Consider the following 21,972-nt stretch of genomic DNA (forward strand, 5'->3'; position numbering starts at 1 on the left):
CGTCGCTCGCAACGAGTTAATGTGAATGGCTAGCTGCCCTTTCACTAATGTAATCGATTAGTTTTTTTGCTAATTCGGTAGGGCTGCCAACAAAGCCACAGTATCCTGAATCAATAATAGCCTGAGGTTGACTTGGACATGCACTCAAGCTTGGATCTTGTGCCCACAATTGACTATTATTGTCTCGGATTAAATCTAAATACTGAGAGCCGTCGTTACCCATACCTGAGAATATAATATTGATAAGCTCGCTACCATGAACATCACTGGTATTTTTGAGTAATTGTCCAATTGCAGGCTTATATTCACCACACCATTCTTGATCCAATAGTATCACGCGACCTGTCGAATCACAGACAACCTGTTTATCAATAGGGACTATCAGACACTGCCCTGCCCGCAATCGCTGTGAAGAGGCAATCACTTTACAGCGCCAGTCATTATGGCGGTTAAGTATACGGGGTAACGTACCAACCATAGCCTGATTGAAGTGATGTGCCAATAAAATACATACTGGTAATGTGGCTGGTACATTATCTAAAAACTCTTTTACCGCACTAGGACCACCCATAGAGGCGCCCAAGAATACGACATAACACCAATCATTATCATTGCTCTTATAAACTGGAGCATCTGCCAATATTGGCAAGTCAAGCAATTGGGCAAACTTACGCTTCAATTTACGTTGCCATTTTGCGTATTCATGGGATTCGTTTAGATATGGAGCCTGACTGAAGCCTACCAGTACTGCTGCTGGTCTGGATGCTACAGTCGCGACTGCCACATTGTCATCATAATCACTGTCTATTAGCCAAATATCAATAGCTTCATGAGACAATGCATGTGTCTCCTGCCACTGTGCTCGTGAAACGCAGCCGACCAGCGTAAAACCAAAACCACGTACCGTATCTGAAAAAGCCATGCGCTGGCGGTGATCTTCTGCCACCACCATCACCTTAATATCGTTTTTATTTTTTTTTCGCAGCGCTAAAACACGTGCATTATCATTCATTAGTCAGGCTAGCCCCTTCACCTAGTAATTTTTGCATTTTATTAAGCAACTCTTTTTCTTGGAATGGTTTGCCCATATAATCATTTACGCCAATCTCTAGGGCACGCTCACGATGCTTTTCGCCAGTACGTGACGTTATCATAATAATTGGAATTTGTTTCAGACGACTACTATGTCTGACTTGAGTCGCCACTTCGAAGCCATCCATACGAGGCATCTCGATATCAAGCAATATCATATCTGGAGTGACGTCTTGCAGTATCTCGATCGCATCAATACCGTCTTTAGCGACTGCCACATTGAACCCTTGACGCTCCAAGAAACGTGAGGTTACTTTACGTACCGTCACGGAGTCATCGACGACTAGAATATTAGGTTTAGACTCTATGCGCCCTTTTTTGGTGTCAACAGCTTTCGTAATGTTTTTGACCAACTGCGCATTACGCATGAGAGCAATCAAATCTAAAATGAGCATCACTGAGCCATCGCCCATGATAGTAGCAGCTGAAACCCCTGGAATATTTGATAATTGTTGGCCTAGAGGTTTGACAACGACTTCTATGCGCGAGCCTGCAATCTGATCCACTTGCAAAGCAATATTCTGTCCAGTACGGTTTTTAATAATGATAAGCGGTAAGCTAGTATTGGTATTTACAACCAACTCATTTAATTTATTACCTGATAGAATCTCATTTAGATAGCGTACTCGATACTCAGTATCTTCAATATTTAGCGTGGCGTCATTTGATTGATAATAGTCATAAAGTTTCTCTGGATTAACACGAACCACACGCTCAATCTGTACCAATGGAATCGCATAGTAGCGATCTGCAGCACGAACAACCAACGCATCAGACACAGCTACCGTTAATGGTAGACGCATTGTGAAGCTCGAGCCTTTGCCAGACTCCGAAACAACAGATACTGCTCCACCTAGCTGACGAATTTCACTAATAACGACGTCCATACCAACGCCGCGTCCAGAAATCTGAGTCACTTGCTGACTAGTACTTAATCCAGCATTGAAGACATATTGCATAATATCAAGGTCTGACAAACTATCATCGTCTTCATCAATCAGACCTTGAGAGACGGCCTTACTACGTACTGCCTCAACGTCAATACCGCGGCCGTCATCTGTTAGCTTGATGATGATTTCACTACCTTCACGATTTACCTCAAGAGTAATACGTCCACTACGCTCTTTGCCTGACTTCAGACGGGTTGACGTGGTTTCAATACCATGATCAACAGCATTACGTAACATATGCTCAAGTGGTGAAGTAATTCGCTCTAGAATGGTTCTATCCATCTCGTCGTCAGCATTGATGATAGTCAAATCAACAGACTTATTAAGCTCATTAGCTGTTTGACGTACGATACGTTCAAGACGTGGTGTCAAGCGCGTAAATGGCACCATACGTGAGTTCATCAGGCCATCTTGCAGTTCAGTCTGGGTACGAGACAACTGTAATAGCAAACTCTCACTATCGCGTGTCTTTTCTAACAATGTATGGTTAATATCAACCAAATCTGAGGCCGACTCTGTCAATGACTTGGATAGCTGATTCAAGGAAGAATATTGATCCATTTCTAGAGGGTCAAAGTCTTCGTTATGAATGAGCTCATCATCTATTTGAGACAAAATCTGTGCTTCCAGCTCAGTTTCCATACGACGTAACTGATCTGCTAAACGCTGTACTGTCGTACCCATCTCTTCAATACTGTTTGTTAAACTACTGATACCCATATCAATACGAGCACGGTTAATCGCTGATTCACCAGATAGGTTAATCATATGCTCGATCAAACCACCTGAGATACGAATCATTTCATTACTACTAGTGCTCTGTTCTTCTTCGTGAGTATCTCTAAGCATAGATGGCATTTCACTGATATCTTTTGCAAGATACTGTGAGTCTTGGTTTGCTTTGGCAATTAAGACTGCTTCACGCTGCGTTTGTAAGGACTCTTTAGGTATGGTTTTTAGGCTATCAGGATTTTTGCTAAACTGCTCTAATGCCTCAATCAATAACGTCGGCGTCGGCGGATTAACCTGTTGTTGAAGAATAAATACCGCGTCAGCTAGCCAGTCATGACTTGCAATCAGCAACTCTAATGCTTTTTTGGTAGCTGGACGTCGATTACTGACAAAATCAGTGTAGACTGACTCCATCTCATGCGCCAAGTCAGCAATACCGGAGGCAGTAACCATTCGCGCCCCACCTTTTATGGTGTGCAAATCACGCTGGAGTGCTTGTAATGCTGTGGTATTACCTGTGTCTTTCAAGAACAATTGCAGATACTTATTACGACTGGTAAGCTCTTCTGCCTCTTCTAAAAATACCGCTAATATATCAGGGTCAGGCAATCCATTAGCCCACGATTGCTTAATCATGCTATCTAGACTTAGGGTACTCAATAACTCATTGTTCTTGTCAGCAATATCGTTCGCAAGGCTACTCTCTGTAGGTTCGAAATGACTTTTCGGTGCTGGTATGACTAAATTAATTGTTTCTGGTAAAGCTTTCGTTTTTTCAAGTTTTTGCAACTGCTCAATAAGTTCTGGAGTAAAGAAAGACTGTTTATGATTCACAATGTGCATTACTTGCTGCGACATTGTGTCTTGCACCATTTGCATGATTTCAAGCCACTGCGCTGTTGGTGCTCTTCGGTTTTCTACAAACGACTCATAGACACTTTCTGCTTCATGGGTCAAATCACCAATGCTACGGATACCCGCCATCCGTGCACCACCTTTAATTGTGTGCAGGTGACGCTGTAAAACCTTTAATGCATTGATATTTGTGATATCGGCACGCCATTTATTGAAACTTTCATCTAGTGCAGTATCAAGCTCTTGCGCTTCTTCTAAAAATATTTCTAACAACTCTGCATCAGTGTCAATGGTCTCAAACTGTAGTTCAGGTGCTGGAACCGCTCTAACAACGAAATCAACGTCTTCGTTATCGTCACTTTCTTGATAGATACTCTGTAGCTCATCGATGACTTGTTTATCTATTTTTAAAGATGTACTTCCAGCTAAAGCATCAAACAAGCCTATTAGTTGAGCATGACCTGCATGCAGTATTGCTTGAATATCTTTGTCTTGGGCTTTATCAAGGTTGTTACTCAAATAACGATACGCATTACCAAGCTCATCAAGGATTTTAACAAACTTTGGAAATACTTGCGCCCTCTCCATGAGAGAAGTTATTTGTGACACTTGCTGATCTACATAACCTTGGACATGCTCTATATCATTATGATTCAGTGCATCATCTAATTCCCACTCAGCATCAAGCAACGTATCAATACTACTGTCTAATAACTCTTCTATCGTCGGTTTTTCGTTTGTGATGATGGTAGTGCCATTAACCACATGTTGTTCACCAAGCATGGCTTGCAACGACGCTATATCACTTTGACTCTGTGAACCATCATTCTCTAGCAAATCATCATGCTGTTCTATATTTTGCTTATAGTTATTTAGATAGCCATTTATTAATGTGGCTGACTGAGCTAATGCTTCCAAGTGTTGAGCATTCATTCCTCTATCTTGTTGTTGCAAGAGCTCTAAGCTATGCTCGATGGTTGCGCTGACCTCACTGATAGCCGCCAAAGCACTAGATCCAGAAGCGCCGCGCAGAGTATGGAATGCGCGTACGATTTTATCTGTGATTTCTATATGGTTTTGGTCTCTATTATCTTTGACAAACTGTTCGATACAATCAAGCAGCTCTTCTGCTTCATCAATAAATATCTTACAAAATGCTTTCTCTTCCTCGGTTTGAGGGCTAAGGACAATCGTTGCCTCTGCCATTCGTTCATTGACTGAGTGAAAGGTCTGTAAGGTAGAGTCTATTGCATCACTATCATCATAAGCATCACTATCATCATAAGCATCGCTAGTCTCAACCATGACAGGCCAAGATGTCGTCTCTTCATTTATTTCATCTGTAGGACTATCTATTGATTGTGCAAACAAATCAACATAGCTGAATTCACTACTCTTCTGTTTACTATACGCATTAGCACACGCAATCCACATTGGGACAACAACTGGATAGTCTTGAGTATTATATTCAAATGCTGTTAGCATTTTAGGATAGGCCGCTAGTACATCTGTAATCAGCTGACGCATATCAGCTGAAATAACGATACTACTACCTAAAACGCGGTTAAGCATGTTTTCTATAGACCATGCCAGTTCAGCTGTATAGTTAGCGCCTACCATACGGCCCGAACCTTTTAAGGTATGAAATCCACGACGAATATCTTTTAGGCCTTCTAGGTCGGTCGGTACTTTCTGCCAGCTTTCATATAAAGGCACGATTTCTGCCAATACTTCATTGGCTTCTTCTATAAATATCTCTTTGATATCAGGGTCTGCATCGTTGGCATCAGCTGGTAGTTGATTGGTGTCTTTAATAAAAGGTGCCAGGCTCTCTGGAATAGCCAATGTAGATAGATATTCGTTGATATTGGCTTCTTTGTTATTCGAGTTAGTAATTAACGAGGTGCGGTCGTTATTAGAATCATCATCGATATCATCAATCTGTATTGGTGATTTTTCTATTTCTACATCATCTAACACAGCCGTTTTAGGTTCAAGTTCAGCTAACGTCAGTCCAGCATTGACAGGCTGCTGGCTCATCAAATTACTACTTCGTAAAATAGCGATCGCAGGATCAAAACTTGGTGGTCGCTGCGCTGAAAAATCTGCTACCAATACTGGTAGAGTTTTTGTTGTCTCAATTACTAGATTTACAACCTCATCTGTTACTGGTAATGTTTTATCCAATAAACGATTGAGCAAGTTTTCGATTGACCATGCTATCTCACTGATACTAAAAGCACCAACCATACGGCCTGAGCCTTTTAGGGTGTGAAAACCTCTGCGCACTTCGGTCAACGGTGTTAAATCTTGTGAGTCTTGCGCCCAAATAGGAAGAAAATCTTCAAGATCAGTAATAACTTCTGTCACTTCTTCGATAAAGACATCGTGTACATCTTCATCTATCTCAAAATTATCGGGCTTCACGTTTTCACGCGCCTGTTTTAGTGCATCACTTTCAGTATTATTGGACAGGCTCGAATTGTTTTGTTCAGCCACATGTTCATCATCTATATTAACGACTGGGCTGACCTCACCACTATCATCGTAACGTACAACATTTGTCGCCGCTAATTTCTGGGTGACTGCAGTCTCGTTAGTCATTTCTGGTGATGCGACATAAGTATTAAGAAGTTGTGTTGCTCTAGCCGTATGTTCGTTTGCTAAAGTGAGCAACTGTTGATCGAAAACCTGCTGTGCAAGGTAATCAAGTAACAGCTCAATAGAGGTTAAGCTCTCAGCCAACGCTTGCACCAAACTCCAACTTGGAGTGGTGATATTACGAGTAGTTAACTGTACAAATAGGCTACCTATATCGTCCACTGTATGGCGAATTTCTGGCAGTTCCATATCATCAAAGGCCTGACCAACACTGGTAAAATCAGTAGACTCTGGCAACAATCCAATATCTTGATGTTGTATATACTCGTTGAAACTTTGCTTTATCCCTTCTACTGCTATTCGCAGCTCACGTAAGCCGTCATCGGTAGGAATGGTCTCATGCTTACCTGTCAACTCTGTCTCGTGACTACTAGTCACTTCAGGCACAGTAGCGAAAGAAGTCGCATCACCAATTTTAAGTGAAATGGTCTGCTCAGTACTATAAATAGCGTTATATAGCTCTTGCAGCTTGCGCTCAATTTGCCATTGTTCCTGCGTAAAGCTTGTTTCTGATACAAGAGACTGTTTTAGATCTGTAAGGATTGATTCCACTTGAGACACATAATAAGTCCAGCCTCGGTTTCTGAGTTGTTCTTTGATATGTTGTAAAGGTACTACCAAAGTATCAGGCTCATCTAGCTTAAAGATAAGCGCCTCAAGCTGAGTTAATAATTGCGGTAAAAAACGTGGCGCTGTCGTGGTGCTCTGCAATACCTCATCTAAAATAGACTGGGTACGTTTGCTACTGTGTGTTAGATAACTCAATTCGACATAGATTGCTATGGTCAATTTTACAACGATATTTGAAGGCACTTCATTTGACTGGACACAAGATTCTATAACTTTATCAAGCTGACCTAATAATGGTGCATAACGTTCAGGAAGCGGCGTCTCGTTGTGGGCTAGGTCGCTGAGCAGTAATTTGGTCAAATACCATAGTTTTTGTAAGTCGCTATCTTGTGTTGTTTGCCATAGATACTGGCTAGCTTTTTCCAAAGTACTGAGTACTGATGGCTGATTTTTATTGGTGCTCAGTAATACTTGCACTTGCTGACGCCATACGAGTAACAACTGCTGACACTGTTCGCTCGTTAGGTTAGTATTTGCTTGATGTGACGGAACAGCCGCTCCAATACTATTGATGATATTTTCGTAATTAGCATGATCATCTACGTACTCACACTGAATATCACTAACGTTGATAAGGGCTTCAGTTTCTATTCCTCGTTGAGACAAGACTTGGGCCAGCTCATCAACTGCCCTACTTATTAGCTTTATATGATAGATGCCTGTACGCGCATACTGATTAATCTCACGTTTTAACAATTGATGAGAGAATCGACCTATACGGCGCTCTTCAGTAGAAAACTCATCATAACCTTCTACTTCTGCAAGTTGACTTAACTTACTAGCAATACTTGCTAGCAACGGCAGGTTGAGCATGGTGAGCGCACCACTAATCTGATGATAACTTGATGTTAGCTGCTCATAATCGATGCTAGATTCACCTAATTGCCAACCGTCAGTTACCTGTGATAACTGCTGATTGAATAATGGTAGCAACCACTCAAACGTCACTATGTCATTGGGCTGGTTTTTCATAGGTTTATCCTAACTCTTCTATGCACTAATTTAGGCACTAATTTTTTGCCACACATTAACCTGTGGGTGCGCAATACGGCGCATATTTGAAGGACGCCAGAACAACGCCTCACCTGGAGCCAATATAATATATCCCTCTAACGCACACTGCTCTGATAACCGTGCCAAAATATCACGCTGATCAAACTTTCTAAAATATAGCAGCATGTTTTGGCAAATAATAACGTGCTGAAGGTGCGTAGTGGGTAGTTCTTTTTCCAAAATGTTATGTACAGCAAAATTGACATGTGGCTGCAAGACAGGTGCTATTTGCCAATTATCTTGCATCTTATTAGCCATTTCTGACACGGCAGCGTTTAATCTGCTTAACGTGCCTTTAGCTGGCTGGAGCTGAATAAATGGTTGACACGATTGCGGAATCAAGGACTGCTGCCTGTTATCGTACTGTCCTAACCGTGCGCTTTTAATAGCCTCTTCGCTGACATCTGTCCCTAATATTGTATAGTCTCGACAGTGCTGTGCTGCTAAGCTCATAGCCAATGACCAAGCTTCTTGTCCACTTGCGCAACCAACACTCCAAATACGAAACAAACTATCAACTTTGTCCGCTTTATGATGCTGCAAGGCATAATCTACGATAAAGTCGATAGAGGGTTTATGTCGAAAAAAACGACTCTCATGAATGAGCACTTTATCTAATACTTGCTGACGCAACTCATCATTTTCTGATAATCGATACCATAATTGTTGAACGCTCAATCCGTTTGATAATGCTGTACAGTCGACTGCATTAGCCAACCACTGCAGTTGTATATCTGGCAGCACAAATCCAGTCTCTTGCTCTATGTACCTTTGCCATCGATGTACATCTAAACTATCAACTTTCATCAAAATGTTACCTAACATCAGCTTAGCTATAGTAAGTAGATAATTCAACTCACTAATATTATCTGAGCTAAATATACCACCTACTATAAATACAGCTTCTTCGATCACTCTCACGACAGCAACTTTGTTACATATAAAAAATCATACATGCTGCCAGTCTGGTTCGAAAATAGTAGCTACTTATTAAACACTTTCTCTTAACTCACTGTCAGCATCCAACGCGTCATAATCTAATAGTTCATCATCGTTCGTCACTTTAAAACCAGTTACCGATTCTTGAAGGGCTGCTGCCATTTCACTTAGCTCACCAATAGAACGGGCCGTTGCCATCGTTCCAGAAGAAGTTTGTGAGGTAATATCTTGAATGATATTCATGGTATGAGAGATGTGACCCGCGGACTCAGCCTGCTGTAATGCAGCGTTTGAGATGTTTTGGATCAAGTCGGCTAAGGTGTTAGAAACGCTCTGTACTTCTTCTAGTGCTTCACCTGCATCTTTTGCCAAGCGTGCCCCGCGTACAACTTCAGAAGTTGTTGACTCCATTGACATAACCGCTTCGTTGGTATCGGTCTGAATAGTCTTTACCAATGTTTCAATCTGCTTAGTAGCATTCGCTGAGCGCTCAGCCAGACGCTGAACCTCATCAGCAACAACCGCAAAACCTCGACCTGCTTCCCCTGCCATCGATGCCTGAATAGCGGCGTTCAATGCCAAAACGTTAGTTTGGTCAGCAATATCGTTAATCAGTCCAACGATATCACCAATCTCTTGCGAAGACTCCCCAAGGCGTTTGATACGTTTTGATGTTTCTTGAATCTGATCACGAATAACGTTCATACCTTCAATAGAACGTTGTACAACTTCTGCTCCATTGTGAGAGATAGCAACTGAACGCTGGGCAACCGTTGCAGATTCTGCAGCGTTGTTCGAGACCTGATCAATTGAAACTGTCATCTCATTAATAGCCGCTGATACACCAGCAATTTCTTGTGCTTGGTGTTCAGAAGCTTCGGCTAATTCAACAGCATTCATCTGCGTTTGATCTGAAGATTGCGATACTCGGTCAGCAGTACTGTTAATAACAAGTACCAACTGTCTTAATTGGTCAATTGCGAAGTTGACTGAGTCAGCAATAGCCCCTGTAAAATCTTCTGATACAGTCGCATTGACAGTCAAGTCACCCTCTGCCAAATCACCCAACTCATCAAGTAGACGTAAAATAGCGATCTGGTTACGTTCGTTTTCTTCTTGAATTTGACGAGCTCGCTCGGATTCGGCCTCTGCTTCTTGACGGCGACGCAAGGTTTCTTTTTCAATAAGCAATCGCTCTGATCCACCACGTTGTTTCAGTAGCTGATACAAGGCAAACAGGATTCCTAATGCTCCGATTGCAAATATAGCTGCCGGTAAAACAACCGATTGGTTAAAACTATCAAAATATTGACTTACCAATGATAGCGAGTTAACTAGCCAAATCAGACAAGCCAAACTTAATAGAACGAAAAACCCTAATAAAAGCTTCCAAGTATTATCAGCATTTTTGCCATCTACAGGTTTTTTTATAACATCACTCATCTTGCGTCTTCCTTTCAAACAGTCATCAAAGTCTAATCGTGGCTGACTTTGACAATCTTATTGTTATCTAAACAATGATTAGCAAAGCCTGTATAATTGCTGAATTTCTGGCATCAAACTTTATTATGCCAGTCGCTATTATTCTGTCATTACTCGACAGGCAGGTGTCGTATAGTTAATAGCTATATCGCAGCATCTGAATACTGAGGGTCCTGCGCGAGCAGGCTTGGCATAAACACATACCAATCTTGCTCGTTTTTAAAAAACTTACCGTGGTTGTAAGGCGCAAATGGTGACTCTGGGTCAATGGCCTCTGGACGATATTGTTCTTGCGTGAACTGTTCGATGCCAAGCACTTGATCGACTAATAGTCCTGAAAAATTATTATCATAATCAATGACAATAACTTTTCGTTGGCTCATTTGTGTTACACGACTTGGTACTTGCAACAAATGTGACAAATCTGTTAAAGGCAACAGTCGCCCTCGAACATTAGCAATACCTAGCATCCATGGCTTTACTAGAGGTAGGCTAGTGTACTCTGGCATAGACAACACCTCTGATACCTGACCCATAGGGGCAACCAATCGCTGTCCACCGACTTCAAATACCACACCTTGCCAATCAAACTCTTGACCACCGCGGCGACCACTTTTGCGCGCACGTGCCAAATCTGCTAAACGCAGAAGCTCGATAAATCCTCTAGAAGCCACAAATTACTCCATCACTTTACGAATCATATTGACCAACCCACTTTCATCAACTGGTTTGTTCATATATTCTTTGGCACCTTGGCGCTTGCCCCACACTCTATCTGTTTCTTGGTTTTTGGTACTAATCATAATGATAGGAATGTGCGCAGTGGTTTTACCGCGTGTAATCTTACGTGTGGCCTGAAAACCATTCATTTCAGGCATTACCACATCCATTAAAATCACATCTGGTAGATGTTCAGCTGCCATTTGGCAGCCTTGCTCACCATTGGACGCTTCCAACACTTGAAAGTTGTTTTTGGCAAGCATATCGCGAAATTTCGCCATTTCTGATGGCGAGTCGTCAATGACTAAAACAGTAGTCATAGCAAATTCCTTTATGTTCTAAAATATCTATGAAAATATATTTATATATGGTTCAGATAAAATGAATAAAAATGTTACGGATAAATCTATTGGTAACAATTTTTCAATCGTGATCATTCTGTATTGAATAATCTGGTGCGATAATATCAACCACTAACTTTAAGTCTATATTTATTCGATTAACGGTACTGATTGATAGCATCAAAAAGCTCATCTTTGCTAAATGGCTTAGTCAGATATTCATCAGAGCCCACAATACGACCACGTGCCTTGTCAAATAGGCCATCTTTAGATGACAACATGATCACAGGCGTGTTCGCATAATCAGGGTTGTTTTTTATCAACGCACAGGTCTGATAACCATCTAAACGTGGCATCATAATGTCGACAAAAATAATATCTGGATTGTTATCTACAATCTTGGCTAATGCATCAAAACCATCTATAGCGGTCACTACTTCACAGCCCACTTTTTGTAATAAAGTCTCTGCCGTACGGCGGATGGTTTTTGAGTCATCAATTACCATTACTTTTAAACCATTAAAATCATTTTCCATTCTCATTATCCTATAAAACGACTATTTGTTCGTAACGCTATCTAGCAATACAAAATTTTCTTGGCTATTTTAGCTTTTATATCATTCATTGTCAGATCGATATAATTGTCTACGCTTGCATTGTTTACGTTGAAATTTTTGTTGATAGCGACTCTTTGCAGATTGATATTTATTAACCAATTGCGGTTTCAACATAGCGTACTATACGCATTTTGTAGTTATTAGTCTCATGGAATCTAACGTTATTTGAATACTCTTAATTGGCTGACTTACCCTTCAAATATATAATGAAATAATACATATATGATATTTATTCAAATCTTGCTAAGACTACTGCAAATATATTAGTTTTCATATAAAGGGGAGCCTAGTTCGAAAAAAGAAGCTCTTCTTATGCTTGCCTATTGTATGTATTCAATAGAAACCTTACTGGATAATTTTCATTTGTAATAAAAGTGTATCAATATATTTTATAGTGTTTGTTTTAGCATAGCTATTATTTCTTTTCCAGTGAATAACAAAACTATATCCAAACTCATCGGTATTACAAACAGCTGTACTTATTATCTAAAAGCATAATTTTAATTTTTTTATGTCTCAATAGTCAGTTCTCTCGAGGTTAGCAAATGTCTTACTGTCATTTCACCGCGCTGCAATTCACTATATAATGATATGACGACTACAATGGTGACTGCTATGACAGCTTCTCGATATTTAAGAAAAAACCTCTACTTATTCAGCGTGCTATTTGTTGCTGCCTGTCAGCCGTCACCTGTAAATGAATCAGTAATTACGGATGCTAAAGAAGAGAATGCTAACACGCCGCTTACTATCACAAGTGACAGCGTCACAATGACGCCAGAACATATACTAAGTATTAAAACTTCAAGATATCAACCAAGCCTTGGATTACAAGGTAATATCGAACCTATCCAGCAGACCACATTTGTTGCGGTACATCCAATTACGATAGAAGAGACATTGGTTAGTGAAGGTCAGTGGGTAGAAAAAGGGAGCCCATTAGTTACTTTTAGGCGTGTGGGTACTGCTAGTAAAGTTGAAGACTTGAAAAAATCTACGCAAGAGGCTTTAGAATCAGAGGGTGCTAATCAAATCAACTCAGAAAATCCGCAAAATCCCGATGCCAAGTCCCCTGCTCTATCTGCACAAGCTGCGCCAAATGCAGATATTGCGGTTGTTAGAAAGACTGACAACGTTAATGACAAAGCGTCAGAATCAAACTCTACGATAGATACGGATAGCAAGGACCCTATTAATCAGAATGTAGATGTCAATACCGTTAAACAGGATGCACAGTATAATTTGATTACCATTCATGCTAGCTTCTCAGGTCGAGTAGAGAGCTTATCCGCTATTGCAGGACGAAAGTTAGATGCTCGCGACTCCCTAATGCAAATAAGTGATGAGACCAAACTACATTTTATGTCCACTCTTCCTATACAGGCAAAACCGCAGCTTTCAGTAGGTCAAACCGTTAACTTTACTGTAGAAGGTCTCTCGGATAAATTTACAGGACAAGTCAGCAAGCTGGTTTCGACCAGTCAGCCTAAAAAGCTCTTGGTCTATGTTAATGTTATCGACAACGAGGCTAGTCGCGATAAATTAAAGCCAAATATGAAAGTCACAGGGCGCGTCAATTATGGTCAAATAGATGTAGGTACTATCGTACCTGAGCGCGCGCTACATGATGTTGATCTGACAGAACTACAAACACCTCCTTATATGCCACTTCAACCATTGACTGCAAATGTTTGGATAATTGGGCAAGATCAACGTTTGACACGCCAACCTATCGAGGTAGTCGAGTACAATCCTACCACGCAGCAGTATTTGATAGCAGGTGTGAGCAATGATAGCTTGATTTGTTTAGCTGACTTACCTATTGATTCTAAAGGAAAAAAGGTAATCGTGTCATAATAGCTTATGTTGACAGTTACATTGCGTAGAAACATTAACAAAGCTTCTCTTGTTTTGTAACAGCAAAATTAGGCAATATAGACCTATTGTATATAGCACTAACCGAGTATTAAGATACTAGTTATATCTAATTATGCGCTATTCTGTATATTTGAAAATGTAGAGGCTCAACAGTTTAATTATTTGTCATTACCGAAAACGTTATACTTTTTATAGACCATAACAACAATTAAAGGAAATCCTATGAGTAAGCAGATCTTATTGATTGAAGACGATCCAGATTTAGCTGAGCTGATCAGCGACTATTTGACCATGAATTATTACGATGTACATCATGCTGGCCTTGGTCAAGAAGGCCTTGATTTATTGGATACAAAAGATCGCGATATCGACTTAGTTGTGTTGGATCTTATGCTACCTGATATGGACGGTATGCAAGTATGTCAAAAGATTCGTGGTAACAAAAACATGACCAACAAAGTACCTATCATCATGCTGACCGCAAAAGGTGATACAACTGATCGCGTGTTGGGTCTAGAAATGGGTGCTGATGACTATATTGCCAAGCCTTTTGAGCCACGTGAGCTTCTAGCACGTATTCGTGCTGTTATCCGTCGTCACGAGCAACCAAATCAAGCCGACAGTCAATCAGACAGCCTAACTTTCGGCCGTCTAAGCGTGTTTCCTGATAGTCATGAAGTCACTATCGATGATCAACCGGTACGTTTAACCACGCATCAATTTCAGTTGTTACACTACTTTGCCACTCATTCTGGCAAGGTTTTGAATCGTGAGCAACTATGGCAAGCAATGCCAAATGATGACAGCTCAGACAACATTGACCGTGCGATTGATGTACATATTTCACGTCTACGTGCTTTGATTGAGGATAATCCACGCCAACCAAAACGCATCATTACCGTACGCGGCGTCGGCTATCAGTTTGCTACTGATCAGGTCTAATCGTAAAGGATACCTAGTTAGCTGGCTCATAGTGTAAACTTTATACTATGGGTCGATACAAGCGCTTAATAATAGAGATCGTTTAATGCAGCAATTGGGTTTTCGTTCCGTATTTGCCAAACTATTTGCCAGCGTTATGCTGGCACTTACTTTATTCGCTGTGGCAATGGTTCTGTTGACCCAACTCGTTCATGACAAAGATGCAGGCATTCGATCAGAGATATTAGCGACACAAATCTTAGGGCAAATCGATCCATTTTTACATGAATTAAATATCTCTATCAGTAAAGACAATCGTTTACAGTCGCGCTTTATGCTGGCTGTTGTTAAAAAAAGCTTCGATATTTTCGATGAATCATTACAAGCAAAAATGGGGTTGTATGACAGTGAAGGTCGACTGCTCATGCAAACTGACAACAGCGATCTACCCTTAGAACTTCCCCCTACACCATCTTTGTTTTCGCGTGTTTTCCCGTCGCTTGCCGATACATCACCTACCAAACAAGCTCAAGTATATAGCAGTACAGGTTATACATTGCTGTACGAGTCACGTTTGACGCCCAAAAAGCCTGTCTTATCTGCGGCACTGAACTTGTTCACTGGTACCTTGCTACTCTTGTTCATTATGGCAGGTGTGCTGTGGCTGATTGCACGGACGATGACATGGCGTATTGACCATTTAAGTCAGCAAATGACTCAATTGGGTGACGGGGATTTTACTGTCCGAGTGAATGCGCGGGGTAATGATGAAATCGCCGCACTAGCACGTGGATTCAATCAGGCAGCACAAAAAATTGAGCATTTAATTGATGCCAATAATTTGCTACTAGCACATGCCTCTCATGAGCTGCGTACACCTATTACGCGCATTCGTCTGCAGATTGAGATGATGGATATGCTAGCTGGTTCGCTGCCAACTGATACTAAAGCAAAATTTGACAAACGTGCACAAGCTATCAATCGCGACTTATCAGGCCTTAACGACTTAGTAGAAAGCATATTGTTGGTTAGCAGGTTGGATGCGGGTCATGCCTTACAGCAAGTTGAAACCTTAGATCTATATGATTTAGTAAACCAAGAACGTCAGCATTATCCTGAAGCCACGTTGATTGGTGAACATATTGTGATAGATGGTCAGTCATCAATGCTGACTCATTTAATCCGTAATTTACTCAATAATGCGATGCTACATGGCGTGCCACCTGTGACTGTACTACTATATGGTGTTCAGAGCTTAGAAGAAGCTGGAACTGTGCCTGACTATTTACTACAAACAGTGCTGTGCAGTAGTTTTGTCGATTACAACTGTTTAGACTTCGACGATTATGAAGAAAACACTGATGCCAAGGTAGTTGAGCACCAAGCTGCTAGAAGCGACGTGACGAGGTCAACTGATAAAAACAACACAGCAACGACCGACTCTACAGTAAAGCTACCGACACCGACTATCTATAGAAACGGTGAAGACATAGCTGCCAACAATGAAAATAACGAGAGCAATGATGATGCCAGTATTGATAGCGGTCTTGCAGATGGAAGCACAATAGACAGTAGCAACCCCTCACCTACTACTATTGAGTCATCACTACTTGCTGATTATTATCGCTTTACCAGCGAGTTGACCGACAAAATCAAGAAAGTTGTTTGGAGGGCTGTTCCAGATTCCACTGAACTTACTGACGACACTGATAATACTAACAACTCTAGCTTAACTGAAGTAGCGTCAAAAAATTCTACAAACAACATAGATAGCGATAGTGCTGACACTATTAAGAATGGTGATGTTGAAAAGTCCGATCAACCTATTACTGATACAACCATAAAAAATAACAGCTCAAGCAATACAAGAGTTGACGGTAAATCTAACAGCTCAAATGACGAGAAAACAGACACTGTAGTGCGTAAAGAGGGCTTGTTTGCTAAGCATATGAAAAAAGCGAAAACTGAGCCTGAACGTCCTTTACCAAAATATGTTGTACTAGCCGTGATCGACGAAGGTACCGGTATCCCTGAAGGCAAACGAGAAGAAGTCTTTAGCCCTTTTGTACGTTTACAGCAGAAAAATAAAGGCTCCGGATTAGGGTTATCCTTAGTCTCACAAATTGTTACCGCACATCAAGGACGCATTATTACAGATACGCTAAATGGTCATACTAGATTCTTAGTGACCATCCCAGTTCATCACGACCCTCATTACAACTATCACGAGTAACTAACTCCCATCCTTATACAGATAGCTATTGCGCTATCGCTCTCATATTTACCATTTTAACTGCTTATGATTAATAGCTATTAATCATAAGCAGTACACGGATGTGCATATCCAAAGTATCTGATAATATGCTATATTACCGCCCCTTATTATACGGTTATTGACTGTTGTCACTTTAACGAGCTTCTTAAATATTGAAAGAGGCCTGATGACGTAATTCTAACCATTAAAAAATTTATTAAATTTTGAGCCCTCCATGAATGACATGATTGTCTTAAACGATGTGACCAAAAGTTTTTTAAGCGACCGATCAATCAAAGACAAAGACGGCAAACCACATTGGTTTACCGCTGTTGAGCCGACATCTCTAACTATCAAACAAGGCGAAATCTTTGGTTTAATGGGTTATTCAGGCGCAGGTAAATCTACCTTATTGCGCCTAATTAATATGCTTGAGCGTCCAGATTCGGGTCAAGTCGTGATAGATGGTACTGACCTAACCATGCTGTCTGCCAGTGACCTGCGTATTGCCCGTCATAATATCGGTATGATTTTTCAGCAATTTAATTTGATGTCTAATCAAACTGTTTTTGATAACGTGGCATTTAACTTGAAAGTCTCTGGTTATCCAAGTCGCGACATTCATAAACGTGTCATGGATTGTCTTGCGATTGTTGATCTGACCGATCGTGCTGGTCATTATCCTGCACAGTTATCAGGTGGGCAAAAACAGCGTGTAGGTATTGCTCGCGCGATTGCTCCTAGTCCAAAAGTGTTGTTAGCCGATGAGCCAACCAGTGCACTTGATCCTGCAACGACCCGCAGCTTGCTAACTTGTCTGCGCGATATCAATGAGCAACTTGGCGTGACTATCGTTATTGTGACCCATGAGATGAGTGTTATTCGTAGACTTTGTGATCGCGCAGCGTTATTGCATCAAGGACAACTGTTAGAAGTTGCGGATGTGCGAGATGGTCTGATTCAAGCAACCACCCCGATTGGTAAAGGCCTAGTCGTCGAGGACTAATGAGGCAGGAGAAATAGATATGTTAACTGGTACTGAATTATCCGCCTCTATAGACAAGCTACTTGTGTTACGCAAAGAGATCGTGAGCGCGTTTGTTGATACGTTTGTGATGCTCGGTATTTCAACCACGGTAGCCATCGTCATCGGTGGGCTGTTTGGCGTATTTTTGTTTTTGTCTAGCGATCGACAGTTTTTGCAAAACAAGACACTGTACGCTGTGCTTGGCGGTATTACCAACTTTATGCGTGCTTTCCCTTTTGTGATTTTGATGATTGCGATGAGCCCATTTACCAAAGCCATCGTTGGTACAGGTATTGGACCGATCGCGGCATCACTCGTACTTGCTATCGCTGGTTCGTTTTATTTTGCACGTTTGGTCGAGCAAAATCTGCGTGAAGTACCGCGCGGTATTATCGAAGCAACAGAGTCAATGGGTGCACGACCTTTTACCATTATTAAAGTATTACTCAATGAAGCTCGCTCAGGTTTGGTATTGTCAGTCACTATTCTTTGTATCAGTTTGCTCTCTTATTCAGCAGCCGCTGGTATGATTGGTGGCGGCGGTTTGGGCGATTTAGCTATTCGTTATGGCTACTACCGCTATCAAACCGAGGTAATGATTTTTATCGTGATTGTCCTATCCCTCATGGTCATCTCGATTCAAGCCTCTGGTAACTGGCTCGCCAATCGTTTAGACAAACGTTAAACCGCTTTAGAGAATACTTGACTTTACGAGCGACTAGGTTTATTTTTGGCAATACCTAACCCTTATCTCAGCTCTTATACAAAAGCAGCATTGCTATTTATAATGTTGCTTTTTTAATGTTCAGACGATAAACGTTTTACTCAATCCCATTCATTATTAAGGACATATTATGAAATTAACAGATATCAGCCGTCAGTTAGCCAGCGCATTTGCTGCTGTTGGTGTATCAGGTCTAGTCTTAGTTGGTTGCAGCAATTCATCAGCGCCAGAAGCATCTCAAGAGCCAGTAACTGAAGGTGCAACTGCAGAAACTGCCGCTAGCGATATCGATCCTGATCATACCAAAATCGTTATCGGTACGACTGAAGGTGATTTTGCTGATATGGTACGTAACCAAGTAAAAGGTACGCTTGAAGATCAAGGTTATGAGGTTGAGTTGATTGCTTTTACTGACTATGTCCGCCCTAACCTTGCATTGGCTGAAGGCGATTTGGATATCAATATTTTCCAGCATAAGCCTTATCTTGATACCTTCAAAAAAGAAAACAACCTTGATTTGGTTGAAGTATTCCAAGTACCAACTGCACCACTTGGCATCTACTCAGGTAAAAAGACTAGCCTTGACGCTGCATTCAAAGGTATGAGTGTTTCTGCACCAAACGATCCAAGTAACTTTGCTCGTGCTTTGGTTATGATGGATGATCTTGGCTGGATTAAGCTAAAAGACGACATCGATCCATTGAACGCATCAAAAGCGGATATTGCTGACAACAGCAAGTATGATATCGAAATCGTTGAACTAGAAGCGGCTCAATTGCCACGCGCGCGTGATGAAGTTGACTTCGCAGTAATTAACGGTAACTATGCTACCGACTCTGGTATCGAGTTGACCGAAGCGTTGTTCCAAGAGCCAAGCTTTGCTTACGTAAACTGGTCAGCAATCAAATCTGCTGACACTGGTAAGAAATGGGTTGAAGATGTAACTAACGCTTATAACTCAGAATCTTTCAAAAAATACGCTCATGAAACGTTCCCTGGCTACAAGTACCCAAAAATCTGGGGTACTGATCATAGCGCACACATGGAGACTGCTGCTGAAACTGAAAGTGTTGACGCTTCAGAAACTACAGAAGCAGCTGCTCAGTAAGACTTTAGGTCAAAAATACCTAGTTTTAAGGTGTGATGATTAATATAAATGCCCATTACTTGACAGTGATGGGCGTTTTTTTGGCTTTGATTTTAGGAGTATAGCCTTCTAGATAGTCAATAGAACGCTTACTAACTATCAAATGACTAATAAAAATCACGTTACAGCCTGTTTGCCCTTTGTAGGAAACCGTCACTCACTCTTCCACTTATCTTTTGTTTTTCTTATAGTGAGCAAGCTTAATAGTGAATTGTTAGCTAAGTCTGACTATTCATGACATTTAAGAGTGATGAAAATTATAAGATACAAAAAATAAGGATAATAATATGAGTGCTAAAAACTATAATATTCGTACTGCTGGACAAGCAAATATTCCAATACTAGGTCTAGGTACTTGGCAGTCAACTGGACAAGATTGTGTGGACGTAGTCAAAAAAGCATTAGAGATGGGTTATGAGCATATCGATACTGCTCAAGCTTATGATAACGAAAAAGAAGTTGGCGAAGGCATCAGACAATCAGGCGTCGCTCGTGACAAGTTCTTTTTGACTACCAAGATTTTCCCAGATGATATGAAGTTTGAGCCAGAAAAATTGGTCGCAGCAGCGAAACGTTCTTTGGAAAATTTGGGTACAGATTATGTTGATCTGTTGCTACTACACTGGCCTGATGATCGCGTACCATTATCTGAAACCATTCCTGCGTTGTGTGAACTTCAAAAACAAGGTTTGACTCGTCATATTGGTGTCTCAAACTTCAATATCGCTAACATTATTGAGGCCAAAAAATATGCTGATGTACCTATCGTCGTTAACCAAGTAGAGTTTCATCCATTTATCAAGCAAAATACGTTACAGACATTTTTGAATAATCATCATATTCTGCTAGAAGCATACTCACCATTAGCGCGTGGCGATGTGTTCGATAATGAAGTGATCAAAGAGATTGCAGACAAACACGACGTAACACCAGCACAAATCTCACTAGCATGGATCTTATCAGACAAGCATCGTGTGGCTATTCCAAAGACATCTAACCCTGACCATCTGCAAGGTAATCTAGATGCTACTAAGGTCGAGCTAACTGCAGATGAGTTAGAGAAAATCGGTAATTTAGCAAGCTCTGATGGTCGTAAAATTGAGCATCCTGACTATAGCCCAGTATGGGATGACTAATAGAATTAACAAATAGTTAATCACATTTCAATAAAAAGCCACCGATAATCGGTGGCTTTTTTATATGGTAGGAAAACTCATAATATTTATTGTTGTAGCGTTTCAGTCTCATGAACTTTTTCGGCAGGACTGTACTGTTCAGAAGACGGTACCGCTCCGCTGCGATTGTTTTCTTTCATCGATTTGGCGACTTCAGGTGGCATATAGTTTTCGTCATGCTTAGCCAACACTTCACCTGCGACAAAAGTATCGCCCTGCATTTTACCCGTAGCAACGACGCCTGAGTTTTCAGCAAATAAGTCTGGCAGAATACCTTGATATGTCACTGGCACTGTTGATTGAAAATCAGTAATCGCAAATTCAACATTTAATGGATTATCTGCTGCACGCTGCACACTACCTGAGACCACCATACCACCAGCACGAATACGCTTGTCTTGAGGCGCTTCACCTTGGGCAATAGCGGTTGCATCAAAGTAGTAGTCAGTTTGCTGCCCGATGGCATAGATAACCAACATTACTGCTACTGCCGCACCTGCCAGCGTAAACATAACCCACGTCAGTTTTTTCCGACGAACTGCATTCATACCACTACCCCATTAATGAGTCACTGTTTTATAAACCATAATCCATTTATAAAACAGAAAATTTTGAAGAAACTACCATTAGAAAAACGTTCTAAAAATGTCTTTCTAATCGTACTCTTCTAATCGCTATATAGTAGCATCTTTCAGACGACCCAATAAGCACCATCGCTACCTGCAAAGTCATATTTTTGTCGGGATAAGGATACAGTTTCTTACGCTAAAACTA

The 21,972-nt window shown here is 41.0% G+C and carries 14 protein-coding genes and 1 pseudogene; 7 read left to right on the top strand and 8 right to left on the bottom strand.

Annotated elements, in window-relative coordinates:
- Window positions 1–16: 16 nt before the first annotated feature.
- The 7 genes and pseudogenes from ACT3QQ_RS00725 to pilG form a co-directional block, all read right to left on the bottom strand.
- Window positions 17–1,012, bottom strand: a complete 996-nt coding sequence (locus ACT3QQ_RS00725; RefSeq protein WP_444526509.1) for a chemotaxis protein CheB — start codon at window positions 1,010–1,012, stop codon at window positions 17–19.
- Window positions 1,005–7,892 carry an Hpt domain-containing protein gene (locus ACT3QQ_RS00730; protein ID WP_444526510.1) on the bottom strand — a complete coding sequence of 2,296 codons (6,888 nt, stop codon included), beginning with the start codon at window positions 7,890–7,892 and terminating at the stop codon, window positions 1,005–1,007. The genes ACT3QQ_RS00725 and ACT3QQ_RS00730 overlap by 8 nt, the downstream gene beginning before the upstream one ends.
- Before the next feature lie 30 nt (window positions 7,893–7,922).
- Complete coding sequence (locus tag ACT3QQ_RS00735; RefSeq protein ID WP_444526511.1) at window positions 7,923–8,780, bottom strand: CheR family methyltransferase; 858 nt, start codon at window positions 8,778–8,780, stop codon at window positions 7,923–7,925.
- A gap of 183 nt (window positions 8,781–8,963) precedes the next feature.
- Window positions 8,964–10,193 (bottom strand): annotated as a pseudogene (locus tag ACT3QQ_RS00740) (methyl-accepting chemotaxis protein); the annotation flags it as partial.
- A 344-nt stretch (window positions 10,194–10,537) separates the two neighbouring features.
- Window positions 10,538–11,068: a chemotaxis protein CheW gene (locus tag ACT3QQ_RS00745; RefSeq protein WP_444526512.1), complete on the bottom strand. Its 531-nt coding sequence runs from the start codon at window positions 11,066–11,068 to the stop codon at window positions 10,538–10,540.
- A gap of 3 nt (window positions 11,069–11,071) precedes the next feature.
- Window positions 11,072–11,434 (bottom strand): response regulator, encoded by a 363-nt coding sequence (locus ACT3QQ_RS00750; RefSeq protein WP_444520269.1) that lies wholly within the window; start codon window positions 11,432–11,434, stop codon window positions 11,072–11,074.
- Window positions 11,435–11,613: 179 nt separating this feature from the next.
- Window positions 11,614–11,991, bottom strand: coding sequence for a twitching motility response regulator PilG (gene pilG, locus ACT3QQ_RS00755; RefSeq protein WP_444520270.1), 378 nt, complete (start codon window positions 11,989–11,991; stop codon window positions 11,614–11,616).
- 696 nt (window positions 11,992–12,687) lie between these two features.
- Here pilG and ACT3QQ_RS00760 point away from each other — a divergent pair.
- The 7 genes from ACT3QQ_RS00760 (at window position 12,688) to ACT3QQ_RS00790 (ending at window position 21,159) form a co-directional block, all read left to right on the top strand.
- Complete coding sequence (locus tag ACT3QQ_RS00760; RefSeq protein WP_444526513.1) at window positions 12,688–13,929, top strand: efflux RND transporter periplasmic adaptor subunit; 1,242 nt, start codon at window positions 12,688–12,690, stop codon at window positions 13,927–13,929.
- A 243-nt stretch (window positions 13,930–14,172) separates the two neighbouring features.
- A complete protein-coding gene (locus ACT3QQ_RS00765; protein WP_444526514.1) occupies window positions 14,173–14,892 on the top strand; it encodes a response regulator transcription factor in 720 nt (239 codons plus the stop codon).
- Between the two features lie 85 nt (window positions 14,893–14,977).
- Window positions 14,978–17,104 (top strand): ATP-binding protein, encoded by a 2,127-nt coding sequence (locus ACT3QQ_RS00770; RefSeq protein WP_444526515.1) that lies wholly within the window; start codon window positions 14,978–14,980, stop codon window positions 17,102–17,104.
- A gap of 256 nt (window positions 17,105–17,360) precedes the next feature.
- Window positions 17,361–18,131, top strand: a complete 771-nt coding sequence (locus ACT3QQ_RS00775; RefSeq protein ID WP_444526516.1) for a methionine ABC transporter ATP-binding protein — start codon at window positions 17,361–17,363, stop codon at window positions 18,129–18,131.
- Window positions 18,132–18,150: 19 nt separating this feature from the next.
- A complete protein-coding gene (locus tag ACT3QQ_RS00780) occupies window positions 18,151–18,837 on the top strand; it encodes a methionine ABC transporter permease (RefSeq protein WP_444526517.1) in 687 nt (228 codons plus the stop codon).
- Window positions 18,838–19,006: 169 nt separating this feature from the next.
- Window positions 19,007–19,984, top strand: coding sequence for a MetQ/NlpA family ABC transporter substrate-binding protein (locus ACT3QQ_RS00785; protein WP_444520276.1), 978 nt, complete (start codon window positions 19,007–19,009; stop codon window positions 19,982–19,984).
- 326 nt (window positions 19,985–20,310) lie between these two features.
- Window positions 20,311–21,159: an aldo/keto reductase gene (locus ACT3QQ_RS00790; protein WP_444526518.1), complete on the top strand. Its 849-nt coding sequence runs from the start codon at window positions 20,311–20,313 to the stop codon at window positions 21,157–21,159.
- Window positions 21,160–21,245: 86 nt separating this feature from the next.
- On the opposite strand, the gene ccmE is transcribed toward ACT3QQ_RS00790, so the two are convergent.
- Window positions 21,246–21,746 (bottom strand): cytochrome c maturation protein CcmE, encoded by a 501-nt coding sequence (gene ccmE / locus ACT3QQ_RS00795; RefSeq protein ID WP_444526519.1) that lies wholly within the window; start codon window positions 21,744–21,746, stop codon window positions 21,246–21,248.
- Window positions 21,747–21,972: the final 226 nt, after the last annotated feature.

The organism is Psychrobacter sp. AOP7-A1-24 (assembly GCF_052376235.1).
Taxonomy (GTDB): domain Bacteria; phylum Pseudomonadota; class Gammaproteobacteria; order Pseudomonadales; family Moraxellaceae; genus Psychrobacter.

Coding starts and splice junctions, on each gene's coding strand:
- pilG (WP_444520270.1), bottom strand. CDS start 11,991: ATGGAAAATGATTTTAATGGTTTAAAAGTAATGGTAATTGATGACTCA.
- ACT3QQ_RS00760 (WP_444526513.1), top strand. CDS start 12,688: ATGACAGCTTCTCGATATTTAAGAAAAAACCTCTACTTATTCAGCGTG.
- ACT3QQ_RS00775 (WP_444526516.1), top strand. CDS start 17,361: ATGAATGACATGATTGTCTTAAACGATGTGACCAAAAGTTTTTTAAGC.
- ACT3QQ_RS00750 (WP_444520269.1), bottom strand. CDS start 11,434: ATGACTACTGTTTTAGTCATTGACGACTCGCCATCAGAAATGGCGAAA.
- ACT3QQ_RS00730 (WP_444526510.1), bottom strand. CDS start 7,892: ATGAAAAACCAGCCCAATGACATAGTGACGTTTGAGTGGTTGCTACCA.
- ACT3QQ_RS00770 (WP_444526515.1), top strand. CDS start 14,978: ATGCAGCAATTGGGTTTTCGTTCCGTATTTGCCAAACTATTTGCCAGC.
- ACT3QQ_RS00780 (WP_444526517.1), top strand. CDS start 18,151: ATGTTAACTGGTACTGAATTATCCGCCTCTATAGACAAGCTACTTGTG.
- ACT3QQ_RS00765 (WP_444526514.1), top strand. CDS start 14,173: ATGAGTAAGCAGATCTTATTGATTGAAGACGATCCAGATTTAGCTGAG.
- ACT3QQ_RS00725 (WP_444526509.1), bottom strand. CDS start 1,012: ATGAATGATAATGCACGTGTTTTAGCGCTGCGAAAAAAAAATAAAAAC.
- ACT3QQ_RS00785 (WP_444520276.1), top strand. CDS start 19,007: ATGAAATTAACAGATATCAGCCGTCAGTTAGCCAGCGCATTTGCTGCT.
- ACT3QQ_RS00735 (WP_444526511.1), bottom strand. CDS start 8,780: ATGAAAGTTGATAGTTTAGATGTACATCGATGGCAAAGGTACATAGAG.
- ACT3QQ_RS00790 (WP_444526518.1), top strand. CDS start 20,311: ATGAGTGCTAAAAACTATAATATTCGTACTGCTGGACAAGCAAATATT.
- ccmE (WP_444526519.1), bottom strand. CDS start 21,746: ATGAATGCAGTTCGTCGGAAAAAACTGACGTGGGTTATGTTTACGCTG.